The 13,447-nt window shown below is 42.3% G+C and carries 15 protein-coding genes and 2 pseudogenes; 8 read left to right on the top strand and 9 right to left on the bottom strand.

The window, feature by feature from the left end:
• Together HT719_RS11525 and HT719_RS03660 are read left to right on the top strand one after the other, a co-directional pair.
• Positions 1-252, top strand: a pseudogene (locus tag HT719_RS11525) (transposase); the annotation flags it as partial.
• A pseudogene (locus tag HT719_RS03660) lies at positions 249-389 on the top strand (helix-turn-helix domain-containing protein); the annotation flags it as partial. The pseudogenes HT719_RS11525 and HT719_RS03660, both read left to right, overlap by 4 nt.
• A 26-nt stretch (positions 390-415) precedes the next feature.
• On the opposite strand, the gene HT719_RS03655 reads toward HT719_RS03660, so the two are convergent.
• The 3 genes from HT719_RS03655 to HT719_RS03645 form a co-directional block, all read right to left on the bottom strand.
• Positions 416-592 carry a glycosyltransferase gene (locus tag HT719_RS03655; RefSeq protein WP_001816247.1) on the bottom strand — a complete coding sequence of 59 codons (177 nt, stop codon included), beginning with the start codon at positions 590-592 and terminating at the stop codon, positions 416-418.
• Positions 593-702: 110 nt separating this feature from the next.
• On the bottom strand, positions 703-900 hold the full coding sequence (locus tag HT719_RS03650; protein ID WP_001808557.1) for a hypothetical protein: 198 nt from the start codon (positions 898-900) through the stop codon (positions 703-705).
• Between the two features lie 753 nt (positions 901-1,653).
• Entirely contained in the window at positions 1,654-3,198 is a 1,545-nt protein-coding gene (locus HT719_RS03645) for a peptide chain release factor 3 (RefSeq protein ID WP_172922135.1), read from the bottom strand.
• A 212-nt stretch (positions 3,199-3,410) separates the two neighbouring features.
• Here HT719_RS03645 and gatC point away from each other — a divergent pair, with 212 nt between their 5' ends.
• From gatC to nusB, 6 genes are all read left to right on the top strand, one after another.
• The gene (gene gatC / locus HT719_RS03640) at positions 3,411-3,713 is read left to right on the top strand and encodes an Asp-tRNA(Asn)/Glu-tRNA(Gln) amidotransferase subunit GatC (RefSeq protein ID WP_138027468.1); all 303 of its coding nucleotides are present in this window, start codon (positions 3,411-3,413) and stop codon (positions 3,711-3,713) included.
• Positions 3,713-5,179 carry an Asp-tRNA(Asn)/Glu-tRNA(Gln) amidotransferase subunit GatA gene (gatA, locus tag HT719_RS03635; RefSeq protein WP_172928262.1) on the top strand — a complete coding sequence of 489 codons (1,467 nt, stop codon included), beginning with the start codon at positions 3,713-3,715 and terminating at the stop codon, positions 5,177-5,179. Before gatC ends, gatA begins: the two co-directional genes overlap by 1 nt.
• Positions 5,179-6,621, top strand: a complete 1,443-nt coding sequence (gatB, locus tag HT719_RS03630) for an Asp-tRNA(Asn)/Glu-tRNA(Gln) amidotransferase subunit GatB (RefSeq protein ID WP_172928261.1) — start codon at positions 5,179-5,181, stop codon at positions 6,619-6,621. Before gatA ends, gatB begins: the two co-directional genes overlap by 1 nt.
• A 130-nt stretch (positions 6,622-6,751) precedes the next feature.
• Positions 6,752-7,312: an elongation factor P gene (efp, locus tag HT719_RS03625; RefSeq protein ID WP_000568643.1), complete on the top strand. Its 561-nt coding sequence runs from the start codon at positions 6,752-6,754 to the stop codon at positions 7,310-7,312.
• 21 nt (positions 7,313-7,333) lie between these two features.
• Positions 7,334-7,723 (top strand): Asp23/Gls24 family envelope stress response protein, encoded by a 390-nt coding sequence (locus HT719_RS03620; RefSeq protein WP_000510576.1) that lies wholly within the window; start codon positions 7,334-7,336, stop codon positions 7,721-7,723.
• Positions 7,716-8,141, top strand: coding sequence for a transcription antitermination factor NusB (nusB, locus tag HT719_RS03615; RefSeq protein WP_000203641.1), 426 nt, complete (start codon positions 7,716-7,718; stop codon positions 8,139-8,141). Before HT719_RS03620 ends, nusB begins: the two co-directional genes overlap by 8 nt.
• Positions 8,142-8,255: 114 nt before the next feature.
• Here nusB and HT719_RS03610 read toward each other — a convergent pair whose 3' ends face one another.
• The 6 genes from HT719_RS03610 to fabF are packed head-to-tail and all read right to left on the bottom strand — an operon-like array spanning position 8,256 to position 13,444.
• Entirely contained in the window at positions 8,256-9,023 is a 768-nt protein-coding gene (locus tag HT719_RS03610; protein ID WP_050261419.1) for an acetyl-CoA carboxylase carboxyl transferase subunit alpha, read from the bottom strand.
• The gene (gene accD / locus HT719_RS03605) at positions 9,020-9,886 is read right to left on the bottom strand and encodes an acetyl-CoA carboxylase, carboxyltransferase subunit beta (RefSeq protein WP_172928259.1); all 867 of its coding nucleotides are present in this window, start codon (positions 9,884-9,886) and stop codon (positions 9,020-9,022) included. The genes HT719_RS03610 and accD overlap by 4 nt, the downstream gene beginning before the upstream one ends.
• Before the next feature lie 36 nt (positions 9,887-9,922).
• Positions 9,923-11,290, bottom strand: coding sequence for an acetyl-CoA carboxylase biotin carboxylase subunit (gene accC / locus HT719_RS03600; RefSeq protein WP_000488675.1), 1,368 nt, complete (start codon positions 11,288-11,290; stop codon positions 9,923-9,925).
• 11 nt (positions 11,291-11,301) lie between these two features.
• On the bottom strand, positions 11,302-11,724 hold the full coding sequence (fabZ, locus tag HT719_RS03595; protein WP_000565515.1) for a 3-hydroxyacyl-ACP dehydratase FabZ: 423 nt from the start codon (positions 11,722-11,724) through the stop codon (positions 11,302-11,304).
• Positions 11,721-12,206 carry an acetyl-CoA carboxylase biotin carboxyl carrier protein gene (gene accB, locus HT719_RS03590; protein ID WP_001052244.1) on the bottom strand — a complete coding sequence of 162 codons (486 nt, stop codon included), beginning with the start codon at positions 12,204-12,206 and terminating at the stop codon, positions 11,721-11,723. The genes fabZ and accB overlap by 4 nt, the downstream gene beginning before the upstream one ends.
• 2 nt (positions 12,207-12,208) lie before the next feature.
• On the bottom strand, positions 12,209-13,444 hold the full coding sequence (fabF, locus tag HT719_RS03585) for a beta-ketoacyl-ACP synthase II (RefSeq protein WP_000774063.1): 1,236 nt from the start codon (positions 13,442-13,444) through the stop codon (positions 12,209-12,211).
• Positions 13,445-13,447: the final 3 nt, after the last annotated feature.

Raw genomic sequence — 13,447 nt, 5'->3', positions numbered from 1 at the left:
AAAACGCAACTCCTGCCTGCTTTGAAGACACCTCATGTTATTATCATGGACAATGCTAGTTTTGATCCCAAGAACATTTTGGATGAACTCTGCATCCAAGATAAACACTTTTTCTTACCTCTACCGCCTTATTCACCAGATTTGAATCCTATTGAGTAAGCTTGGGCTATCTTGAAAAAGAAAGTAACAGATTTATTAAGGGAAGTCCCAACTATTTTTGAATGTTTGGAACGCTTTGTTAAAACTAAATGACTATAACAGCTATTGCCCAAGGAAAGAAAACAAAGAAACAAGCCTGTGTCGAACTTAATCTTTCTGAAAGACAAATCAATCGTCTGCTACTAGTCTATCAACAGAAAGGAAAAGAAACCTTCAGACACGGAAACAGAGAATTGGAAGATTTTTTATTTGTGTCTTAAATCAGGTCTTGCGTGACATTTTCTGCTCTCCACATACCATTGTTGATTAACAGAACACCAGAATTAAAATTATGTGTATAAAAATCATCTCTAACTGCAGCTAAGGGTATAGCCGTCAAGTCCAAATCCCACAGCTCATCTATCGATTTTCTTACAACAATATCTAAATCCAAATACAGTACACGAGACTCGCTTACATACTTTGGAATAAAATACCTAAAAAAACCGCATATGAAAGTCCCTCAAAGGGGAGACGATAACCTTTCAGAATACTACTGTCAATCTAAACATTCACAATCTCACTATTCAAAGTCTCTAGTCTTTTTTCCATCAATTGGAACCATTCTCGCGGAAGGTCATCATTAAAAACATAAAACTTAAGATTATAATGATGAACACAAAGAGATTTTATTGTTGTTTCAACTTTATCCATATAAGCATTATCTGCACCTAAGACAATCGCTTTTTTCTCTTCTTTCACTCTTTATCTTATTTCTTTTTATTCCCATCATATGTTTCTACGTAACCATTATTTTCGCCTATTCGTTCGTAAAACCATACCAGTGGAGATTTTAGATGAAGTCTCATTACGGTTTACAATTTTTACATTACGACACGGAGTTTTACAAATCGATTTCATTTGCCAAACGTAGTTAGTAAGGCAGTTAGCTAGGCTACCTACTTTCTGCTACAACGGAAAAATCCACGAATCAATATTATTCGTGGATTTTTCCTAGTGAAGCGTTTAGGTAAGCCGATTGTTATACTACGACACGTAGTTTGACCAATCGATTCTATTTGCCAAACGTAGTTAGTGAGGCAGTTAGCTAGACCGCTCACTACCAGTTACGACGTAAAGTTTTACGAATCGATATTATTCGTAAAACTTTACTAGTGGAGCGCCTAGAGTCTGGGACAAAAAGATTTTGATTTTATGAATTCTTTATTATAAGTTTTTAAAATCGATAGATTAGACAAAAAAGCAAACAAAACAGAATTCTGAGTGTCAGATAACTTGTTTTGTTCGCTTTTTATATTTAAGGTTAGACTTTTGTCCCAGACTCGTTAGTTACTTAGATTGTTACACAATCAAATAAATTTACTGAACTACGACACTGAGTTTTACAAATCAATTCCATTTGTAAAACTCAGTTAGTGAGGCAATTAGCTAGTTCGCCAAATAGCGACTAGCGTCCAACAATTAGGAACTTTAGTTCCAATTGTTGGTACTGAGTCACATCTTCTCTTCCAACTCTACATCTGGATACTTGTCCGCAAACCAACGGAGAGCAAAGTCATTTTCAAAGAGAAAGACTGATTGGTCGAAACGGTCTTTAGCCAAGATATTGCGGCTTGATGACATGCGTTCATCCAAGTCCTCAGGTTTAATCCAACGAACGGTCTTTTTACCCATTGGGCTCATGACCACTTCTGCATTGTACTCGCCTTCCATACGGTGCTTAAAGACTTCAAACTGAAGTTGACCAACAGCTCCCAGCATGTACTCGCCTGTTTGGTAATTCTTATAAAGCTGAATAGCTCCTTCTTGCACCAATTGCTCGATTCCCTTGTGGAAAGATTTTTGTTTCATAACGTTCTTAGCAGATACTTTCATGAAAATTTCAGGAGTAAAGGTTGGCAGCGGTTCAAACTCAAACTTGTTTTTTCCAACTGTCAAAGTGTCACCAACCTGATAAGTACCTGTATCGTAAACCCCGATGATATCACCTGCCACGGCATTGGTTACATTCTCACGACTTTCCACCATAAACTGAGTCACATTCGACAGTTTAGCCCCCTTACCAGTACGAGGCAGGTTAACACTCATACCGCGCTCAAATTCACCAGATACGATACGGACAAAGGCAATGCGGTCACGGTGACGAGGGTCCATATTGGCTTGGATTTTAAAGACAAATCCTGAAAAATCCTTGTCGTAAGGATCCACAATTTCGCCATCTGTTTTCTTGTGTCCATGTGGTTCTGGAGCAAACTTAAGGAAAGTCTCAAGGAAGGTCTGCACACCAAAATTTGTCAAAGCCGAACCGAAGAAGACAGGTGTCAATTCTCCAGCAAGGATAGCTTCCTCTGAAAACTCATTTCCAGCTTCATTTAAAAGTTCAATATCATCTTTTACCTGCTCGTAGAAAGGATTGCTGCTAAAAAGCTTGTCCCCATCTTCTAAACTGGCAAAACGCTCATCCCCCTTATAGAGCTCCAAGCGTTGGTTATAGAGGTCATAGAGCCCTTCAAAAGCTTTCCCCATCCCGATTGGCCAGTTCATCGGATAGCTCGCAATACCCAAGACTTCTTCCAATTCTTGCAAGAGGTCCAGTGGCTCACGACCGTCACGGTCTAGCTTGTTCATAAAGGTAAAGACTGGAATACCACGGTGTTTGACAACTTCAAACAATTTCTTTGTCTGCGCCTCGATACCCTTGGCAGAGTCCACGACCATGACCGCAGCATCCACCGCCATCAAGGTACGATAAGTATCTTCTGAGAAGTCCTCGTGCCCTGGTGTGTCTAGGATATTCACGCGCTTGCCATCGTAGTCAAACTGCATAACAGATGAAGTAACCGAAATCCCACGTTGCTTCTCGATATCCATCCAGTCAGACTTGGCAAAAGTCCCTGTTTTCTTTCCTTTAACCGTACCAGCCTCACGAATCTCGCCCCCAAAGTAGAGCAACTGCTCAGTAATAGTAGTTTTCCCCGCGTCAGGGTGGGAGATGATGGCAAAGGTACGGCGTTTCTTAATTTCTTCTTGAATATTCATAAGTTCTCTTTCTTTGATTCTCTATTTTTCTTGTTTCGATAGCTAAGAATGATTTTTACATTGGATTTTACCATTCCTTTCAACACTCCATTATATCGGATTTTAGCATTTTTTTCAATTTCTATTTCTTTTCACTTATCCCTCCCTTATTTATAGGAAAATATGGTAAAATAGAACAGACTAAAAATCATCATTTCACGAAAGGATGCAAGATGAAAATTACGCAAGAAGAGGTAACACACGTTGCCAATCTTTCAAAATTAAGATTCTCTGAAGAAGAAACTGCTGCCTTTGCGACTACCTTGTCTAAGATTGTTGACATGGTTGAGTTGCTAGGCGAAGTTGACACAACTGGTGTCGCACCAACTACAACTATGGCTGACCGCAAGACTGTACTCCGACCTGATGTGGCCGAAGAAGGAACAGACCGCGATCGCTTGTTTAAAAACGTACCTGAAAAAGATAACTATTATATCAAGGTACCAGCTATCCTAGACGATGGAGGAGATACCTAATGACTTTCAACAATAAAACCATTGAAGAGTTGCACAATCTCCTTGTTTCTAAGGAAATTTCAGCAACAGAATTGACACAAGCTACGCTTGAAGATATCAAGTCTCGCGAGACAGCTATTAACGCTTTTGTTACCATCGCTGAGGAGCAAGCCCTTGCTCAAGCTAAAGCTATTGATGAAACTGGAATTGACACTGACAATGTCCTTTCAGGAATTCCACTTGCAGTTAAGGATAACATCTCTACAGACGGTATTCTCACAACTGCTGCCTCAAAAATGCTCTACAACTACGAGCCTATCTTTGATGCGACAGCCGTTGCTAATGCCAAAGCTAAAGGTATGATTGTTGTCGGAAAAACCAACATGGACGAATTTGCCATGGGTGGTTCAGGTGAAACTTCTCACTACGGTGCAACTAAAAATGCTTGGGACCACAGCAAGGTTCCTGGTGGTTCATCAAGTGGTTCAGCTGCAGCTGTAGCCTCAGGACAAGTCCGCTTGTCACTTGGTTCTGATACGGGTGGTTCCATCCGCCAACCTGCTGCCTTCAACGGGATCGTTGGTCTCAAACCAACCTACGGAACAGTTTCTCGTTTCGGTCTCATTGCCTTCGGTAGCTCATTAGACCAAATCGGACCTTTCGCACCAACTGTTAAGGAAAATGCCCTCTTGCTCAACGCTATTGCCAGCGAAGATGCTAAAGACTCTACTTCTGCTCCTGTCCGCATCGCCGACTTTACTTCAAAAATCGGCCAAGACATCAAGGGCATGAAAATTGCTTTGCCTAAGGAATACCTAGGCGAAGGAATCGATCCAGAGGTTAAGGAAACAATCTTAAACGCGGCCAAACACTTTGAAAAATTGGGTGCTATCGTCGAAGAAGTCAGCCTTCCTCACTCTAAATACGGTGTTGCCGTTTATTACATCATCGCTTCATCAGAAGCTTCATCAAACTTGCAACGTTTTGATGGTATCCGTTACGGCTACCGCGCAGAAGATGCGACTAATCTTGATGAAATCTATGTAAACAGCCGTAGCCAAGGTTTCGGTGAAGAAGTGAAACGCCGTATCATGCTAGGTACTTTCAGCCTTTCATCAGGTTACTACGATGCCTACTATAAGAAGGCTGGACAGGTCCGTACCCTTATCATCCAAGATTTCGAAAAAGTCTTCGCAAATTACGACTTGATTTTGGGCCCAACTGCTCCAAGTGTTGCCTATGACTTGGATTCTCTCAACCATGACCCAGTTTCCATGTACTTGGCTGACCTCTTGACCATACCTGTAAACTTAGCAGGTTTCCCTGGAATTTCGATTCCTGCTGGATTCTCTCAAGGTCTCCCTGTCGGTCTGCAATTAATTGGTCCTAAGTACTCTGAGGAAACCATTTACCAAGCTGCCGCTGCTTTTGAAGCGACAACAGACTACCACAAACAACAACCCGTGATTTTTGGAGGTAACAACTAATGAACTTTGAAACAGTCATTGGACTTGAAGTCCACGTAGAGCTCAACACCAATTCAAAAATCTTCTCACCTACTTCTGCCCACTTTGGAAATGACCAGAATGCCAACACTAACGTGATTGACTGGTCTTTCCCAGGAGTTCTGCCAGTTCTCAATAAAGGTGTTGTCGATGCTGGTATCAAGGCTGCTCTTGCCCTCAATATGGACATCCACAAAAAGATGCACTTTGACCGCAAGAACTACTTCTATCCTGATAATCCAAAGGCCTACCAAATTTCTCAGTTTGATGAGCCAATCGGCTACAACGGCTGGATTGAAGTCGAACTAGAAGACGGTACGACTAAGAAAATTGGTATCGAACGCGCCCACCTAGAGGAAGACGCTGGTAAAAACACCCACGGTACAGACGGCTACTCTTACGTTGACCTTAACCGCCAAGGGGTACCTTTGATTGAGATTGTATCTGAAGCCGATATGCGTTCGCCAGAAGAAGCCTACGCTTATCTGACAGCCCTCAAGGAAGTTATCCAGTACGCTGGTATTTCTGACGTTAAGATGGAAGAAGGTTCTATGCGTGTGGATGCCAATATTTCTCTTCGTCCTTATGGTCAAGAAAAATTCGGTACCAAGACTGAGTTGAAAAACCTCAATTCCTTCTCAAACGTTCGTAAAGGTCTTGAATACGAAGTCCAACGCCAGGCTGAAATTCTTCGCTCAGGTGGTCAAATCCGCCAAGAAACACGCCGTTACGATGAAGCGAATAAAGCAACCATCCTCATGCGTGTCAAGGAAGGGGCTGCTGACTACCGCTACTTCCCAGAACCAGACCTACCCCTCTTTGAAATCTCAGACGAGTGGATTGAGGAAATGCGGACTGAGTTGCCAGAGTTTCCAAAAGAACGTCGTGCGCGTTATGTATCTGACCTTGGTTTATCAGACTACGATGCTAGTCAGTTGACTGCTAATAAAGTCACTTCTGACTTCTTTGAAAAAGCTGTTGCCCTAGGTGGTGATGCCAAACAAATCTCTAACTGGCTCCAAGGGGAAGTCGCTCAGTTCTTGAATGCTGAAGGTAAAACACTGGAACAAATCGAATTGACACCAGAAAACTTGGTTGAAATGATTGCCATCATCGAAGACGGTACTATTTCATCTAAGATTGCCAAGAAAGTCTTTGTCCATCTAGCTAAAAATGGCGGTGGCGCGCGTGAATACGTGGAAAAAGCAGGTATGGTTCAAATTTCAGATCCAGCTATCTTGATCCCAATCATCCACCAAGTCTTTGCCGATAACGAAGCTGCTGTTGCCGACTTCAAGTCAGGCAAACGTAACGCCGACAAGGCCTTTACAGGATTCCTTATGAAGGCAACCAAAGGCCAAGCCAACCCACAAGTTGCCCTTAAACTACTTGCACAGGAATTGGCGAAGTTGAAAGAAGATTAATATGTAAAAGAAACCAGCCTTGAGGTTGGTTTTTTCTCCCCTACCATCTCCCAATAACTATTTTGGCTTTATTTCCAGAAGATTTTATGGTAAAATGAAGAGTAATAATATTTATTAAAGAGGTAAAAACATGATTGAAGCAAGCAAATTGAAAGCTGGTATGACATTTGAAACTGCAGACGGAAAATTGATCCGCGTTTTGGAAGCTAGCCACCACAAACCAGGTAAAGGGAACACAATCATGCGTATGAAATTGCGTGATGTCCGTACTGGTTCTACATTTGATACAAGCTACCGTCCAGAAGAAAAATTCGAACAAGCTATTATCGAAACTGTTCCAGCTCAATACTTGTACAAAATGGATGAAACTGCCTACTTCATGAACACTGAAACTTACGACCAATACGAAATACCAGTCGTAAATGTTGAAAATGAGTTGCTTTACATCCTTGAAAACTCTGATGTGAAAATCCAATTCTACGGAACTGAAGTAATCGGTGTAACTGTACCAACTACTGTTGAATTGACAGTTGCTGAAACACAACCATCTATCAAAGGTGCTACTGTTACAGGTTCTGGTAAACCAGCAACTATGGAAACTGGACTTGTTGTCAACGTTCCTGACTTCATCGAAGCTGGACAAAAATTGATCATCAACACTGCAGAAGGAACTTACGTTTCTCGTGCCTAATCTCTAGAAAGAGGTCATTCTATGGGAATTGAAGAACAATTTGGCGAAATCGTTATCGCTCCACGTGTACTTGAAAAAATTATTGCCATCGCAACTGCTAAAGTTGAGGGTGTCCACTCATTTTCAAATAAATCCGTATCTGACACCCTATCAAAACTCTCTCTTGGTCGTGGTGTCTACTTAAAAGAAAGCAATGAAGAACTAACTGCTGACATCTACCTCTACCTTGAGTACGGTGTGAAAGTACCAAAAGTGGCTCTTGCTATTCAAAAAGCGGTCAAAGATGCTGTCCATGATATGGCTGATGTGGAACTTTCTGCTGTCAATATCCATGTTACAGGAATCGTTCCAGATAAAACACCAAAACCTGAGTTGAAAGATCTATTTAACGAGGACTTCCTCAATGACTAGTCCATTATTAGAATCTAGACGCGAACTTCGTAAATGCGCTTTTCAAGCTCTTATGAGCCTTGAATTCGGTACAGATATGGAAACGGCTTGTCGCTTTGCCTACACACATGACCGTGAAGATGCAGATGTGCAAATCCCAGCCTTTCTTCTAAACTTGGTTTCTGGTATCCAAGCTCAAAAAGAAGAGTTGGATAAACAAATCAACCAGCACCTCAAGTCAGGCTGGACAGTTGAACGTTTGACTTTGGTCGAAAAAAACTTACTACGCTTGGGTATCTTTGAAATCACATCATTTGATACACCTCAGCTGGTAGCAGTCAATGAAGCCATTGAACTTGCCAAGAATTTTTCAGATCAAAAATCAGCCCGTTTTATCAATGGATTGCTTAGTCAATTTGTAACTGAAGAAAATGAATAATCAAAAAGGTGTTTGGTCTTCCAGGCACCTTTTGACTTTCCCCTCTGCACAGAGTAAGAACCACATAAAAACTAGAACTAACTGCCAGTTCTAGTTTTTGCGTATTCTGAGGTATTAGTATTTTCTAAACCGTTGATAGCGCTCTTCCAACAACGCTTCTAACGGTTTTTGTGAAAGTAGAGCTAGCTCAGCTTGGAGTTCTTTTTTAACATTCTTAATCAGTTCTTTGCTAGAAAGTCCTGCTTCAGAAATCACCTTGTCTACTACGTCCATTTCTAACAGTTCGTGTGAAGTGATTTTCATCAACTCTGCTGCTTCCATGGCACGACTGCCGTCCTTCCATAGAATGGAAGCAAAGCCTTCTGGGCTGAGAATGGCATAGATAGAATTTTCCAGCATCCAAACACGGTCCGCAACGGCTAGAGCCAGAGCCCCACCTGAACCACCTTCACCGATAATGATGGCAATAATAGGAACTTTCAAATCACTCATTTCCATGAGATTGCGAGCAATAGCTTCTCCCTGTCCACGTTCTTCCGCTCCGACACCAGGATAAGCACCTGCTGTATTGATAAAGGTCACAACTGGACGGCCAAATTTCTCAGCCTGTTTCATCAACCGCAGTGCCTTTCGGTAGCCTTCTGGATGTGGTTGGCCAAAATTCCGTTTGAGGTTGTCTTGCAAACTCTTGCCTTTTTGGATACCAACCACTGTTACAGCTTGGTCTCCAAGCCAACCAATACCACCAACAACTGCACCATCATCACGAAAAGAACGGTCACCATGTAATTGGATAAATTCATCAAAAATGCCTGTCGCAAAGTCCAAGGTTGTCAAGCGACTCTGCTCACGCGCTTCTCTGACTATTTTTGCAATATTCATCTAGGACTCCCTCCATGCAATCTGACTAGGCTAGCAATCATATCTGGTAAGTCTCTTCTTTTGACAATAGCATCCACAAAGCCATGTTCTAATAGGAATTCTGCCTTTTGGAAATCCTCAGGCAAGCTTTCACGAACCGTATTTTCAATCACACGACGCCCAGCAAAACCAACCAAGCTCTGTGGTTCAGCCAGAATGATATCGCCTTCCATAGCGAAAGAAGCTGTCACACCACCAGTCGTTGGATCTGTCAAAATGGTCAGGTAAAAGAGACCAACATTTGAATGGCGTTTAACCGCCGCAGAGATCTTAGCCATCTGCATGAGACTCATGATTCCTTCCTGCATACGGGCTCCACCAGAGGCTGTGAATAGGACAACTGGCAATTTTTCGACAGTCGCATACTCAAACAAACGAGTGATTTTTTCACCTACAACCGTACCCATAGAAGCCATGATAAAGTTAGAATCCATAATCCCAAGAGCCACAGTCTGACCTTTTATAAGAGCTGTTCCTGTCACAACGGCTTCATCCAGACCTGTTTTTTCACGCATAGTTGCTAGTTTCTTTTGATAACCAGGGAAATGCAAGGGATCCTTGCTTTCAATCCCTGTAAACAATTCCTTGAAGGTTCCCATATCAATCATCAAAGCCAAGCGTTCTTGGGCAGAAATACGAAAGGTATAGCTACAGTGCGGACAGATACGCTCACTTCCCAGATCCTTCTGATAAATGGTATGCTTACAGCCTGGACACTGGGAAAATAATTCATCTGGAACCTCTGGCTTAGCTTGAGGTTTTTCCCTAACCGAACGATTGGGATTGATTCGAATATACTTATCTTTTTTACTAAATAGAGCCATTGATTCCCCTTTTCGGTTTAAACTCTTAAAGTCATTTTATTCTTTTTCTTGATATTTAGGTAAGAAGGTTTCCATCAAGAAGGAAGTATCATAATCCCCAGCAATGACATTGCGATCTGAAATGAGGTCAAGCTGGAAATCTGCATTGGTCTGCACTCCTTCAATTTCTAATTCATAGAGGGCACGTTGCATTTTCATCAAGGCGTCAAAACGATTTTCGCCGTGTACTATGATTTTGGCAATCATACTATCATAATAAGGCGGAATGGTATAACCTGGATAAACTGCTGAATCCACGCGCAAGCCAACTCCACCACTTGGCAGATAGAGATTAGTAATCTTACCTGGACTTGGAGCAAAGTTAAAGGCTGGGTTTTCTGCATTGATACGACACTCGATGGCATGACCGCGTAGGACAATATCTTCTTGCTTAACAGACAAAGGCTGACCTGCCGCAATGCAAATCTGTTCCTTAACGATATCAACACCTGAAACAAACTCTGTTACTGGATGTTCTACCTGAACACGAGTATTCATCTCCATGAAATAGAAATTGCTACTTGCTTCATCAAGAAGAAATTCAATGGTTCCTGCATTCTCATAGCCAACAAACTCTGCCGCTCGAACAGCAGCAGCACCTATTTCATGACGCAGCGTTTTTCCGATTGCAATCGAGGGACTTTCTTCCAAAACCTTTTGGTTATTCCTTTGAAGAGAACAATCCCGTTCACCCAAGTGAATCACATGTCCATGCTCATCACCTAGGATTTGAACCTCAATGTGCCGAGCTGGATAGATAACCCGTTCTATGTACATGGCACCATTGCCATAATTGGCCTTGGCCTCACTAGAGGCAGTTTCAAAGGCAGAAACGAGGTCATCTGGTTTTTCAACCTTACGAATCCCTTTACCACCTCCACCTGCTGAAGCCTTGAGCATAACAGGATAGCCAATTTTTTCAGCAACAATTAAAGCTTCTTCAGAGTTATGCACTTCTCCATCTGAACCTGGTATAACAGGCACACCTGCTTTAATCATCTGAGCACGCGCATTGATCTTATCCCCCATCATATCCATAACATGACCAGATGGACCGATAAACTTGATACCTACTTCTTCACACATGGTCGCAAATTTGGAATTTTCACTGAGAAATCCAAAACCAGGGTGAATAGCTTCTGCCTCAGTCAAGACTGCAGCTGATAGAACTGCATTAATATTGAGATAAGACTCTGTTGCCTTGCCAGGACCAATACAAACTGCTTCATCTGCCAAAAGCGTATGAAGAGCTTCCTTATCAGCAGTTGAATAAACCGCTACCGTCGCAATCCCCAATTCACGTGCCGCACGGATAATACGAACCGCAATTTCACCACGATTGGCAATTAAAATTTTTCGAAACATGGAGAACCTCCTTAGTTCCCAATTGCAAAAGTAAGGGTACCACTGGCTGCAAGCTTGCCATCCACTTCAGCCTTTGCTTCAACCACAGCTATGGTGCCACGACGTTTTACAAAAGTCGCTGTCATAACCAATTGGTCGCCTGGTACAACTTGCTTCTTGAACTTAACCTTGTCCATACCAGCGTAAAAGACCAGTTTTCCTTTATTTTCAGGTTTTGACAACTCCAACACACCGGCAGTTTGCGCCAAGGCTTCCATAATCAGAACACCTGGCATAACTGGGTATTGAGGAAAGTGGCCGTTAAAGAAAGGCTCGTTGATGGTCACATTTTTGATAGCAACAATGGTATCCTCGCTCACTTCCAAGACACGGTCCACTAGAAGCATAGGATAACGGTGGGGAAGGGCTTCTTTGATTCCTTGAATATCGATCATTTGATACGTACCAATCCTTTACCAAACTCAACCATTTCTTCGTTAGAGACGAGAATTTCCGTTACCACACCATCCTTAGGAGCTGGGATTTCATTCATGACTTTCATGGCTTCGATAATGACCAATGTTTGACCTTTTTTGACACTATCACCAACTGTAACGAAGGCAGGTTTATCTGGTCCAGCAGCCAAGTAAACCACTCCAACAAGTGGACTCTCTACAAGATTTCCCTCAGTAGCCACACTTGCTTCAGCTGGAGCTGGAACTTCTTCTGCTACAGTCTCTGCTGGAGCAGATGTAGGAGCTACTGGACTCGGTGTTGCTAGAACGGGTGCTGGAGCGACTTGAGTTGCAACTTCAGGCACAGGTCTCGCTTCATTCTTGCTAAACTGCAACTCATCCGTCCCATTTTTATAAGAAAATTCTCTCAAACTTGACTGGTCAAATTGAGTCATCAAGTCTTTAATATCGTTTAAATTCATACTTATCTATTCTCCCAACGTTTGAAAGCAAGAACTGCATTGTGGCCTCCAAAACCAAAAGTATTTGAAATAGCGTATGGAATTTCTTTCTCCAAGCCTTGTCCATAAACGACATTAGCTTCGATATAATCTGATACTTCACTTGTCCCAGCTGTCATTGGTACAAAGTTATGACGCATAGCTTCGATGGTGACGATAGCTTCTACTGCACCCGCAGCCCCCAGCAAATGTCCTGTAAAAGACTTGGTTGATGATACAGGTACTTCCTTACCAAGAACAGCTACGATAGCACCACTTTCTCCTTTTTCATTGGCAGGAGTTGACGTTCCGTGAGCATTGACATAGGCTACTTGCTCTGGAGAAATCTCAGCTTCTTCCAAGGCTAGTTTGATGGCCTTGATAGCTCCCTGACCTTCTGGATGTGGAGAAGTCATGTGGTAGGCATCACAAGTATTTCCGTAACCAACCACTTCAGCCAGGATAGTAGCTCCACGTTTTTCAGCGTGTTCAAGACTTTCTAGAACCAACATCCCTGAACCTTCACCCATAACAAACCCATTGCGATCCTTATCAAATGGGATCGAAGCACGAGTTGGATCCTCTGTAGTAGAGAGAGCTGTTAAGGCTTGGAAACCAGCGATGGCAAAAGGTGTGATAGAAGCTTCTGTTCCTCCCACCAACATCACATCTTGGAAACCAAACTTAATAGAGCGGAAGGCATCCCCAATCGCATCATTTGATGAAGAGCAGGCAGTATTGATAGATTTACAAACACCGTTTGCACCAAAACGCATGGCTACATTCCCAGAAGCCATATTTGGTAAAGCTTTTGGAAGAGTCATTGGTTTGACACGTTTGGGCCCTTTTTCATGAAGGCGAAGTACCTGATCTTCAATTTCCTTGATTCCACCAATACCAGATGCAACGATAACACCAAAACGATCCCTATTAAGAGCCTCTACATCAAGATTGGCATGATTTACAGCCTCTTGGGCTGCATACAAGGCATATAAAGAATAGTTATCAAAACGGTTGGTATCTTTTTTTACAAAGTATTTATCGAACGGAAAATCTTGGATTTCTGCCGCATTATGAACATCAAAGTCACTATGATCAAATTTTGTAATGCCACCAATGCCGATTTTCCCAGTTGCTAAACTATTCCAAAATTCTTCTGGCGTATTTCCGATTGGAGATGTTACTCCATAACCTGTTACCACTACTCGATTTAGTTTCATTCT

The sequence above is a fragment of the Streptococcus sp. k-378 genome (assembly GCF_013277505.1).
In the GTDB taxonomy this organism is placed as follows: domain Bacteria; phylum Bacillota; class Bacilli; order Lactobacillales; family Streptococcaceae; genus Streptococcus; species Streptococcus pseudopneumoniae.
The sequence above is the reverse complement of the archived record's forward strand: the minus strand, read 5'-3'. Positions and strand labels throughout refer to the sequence as shown.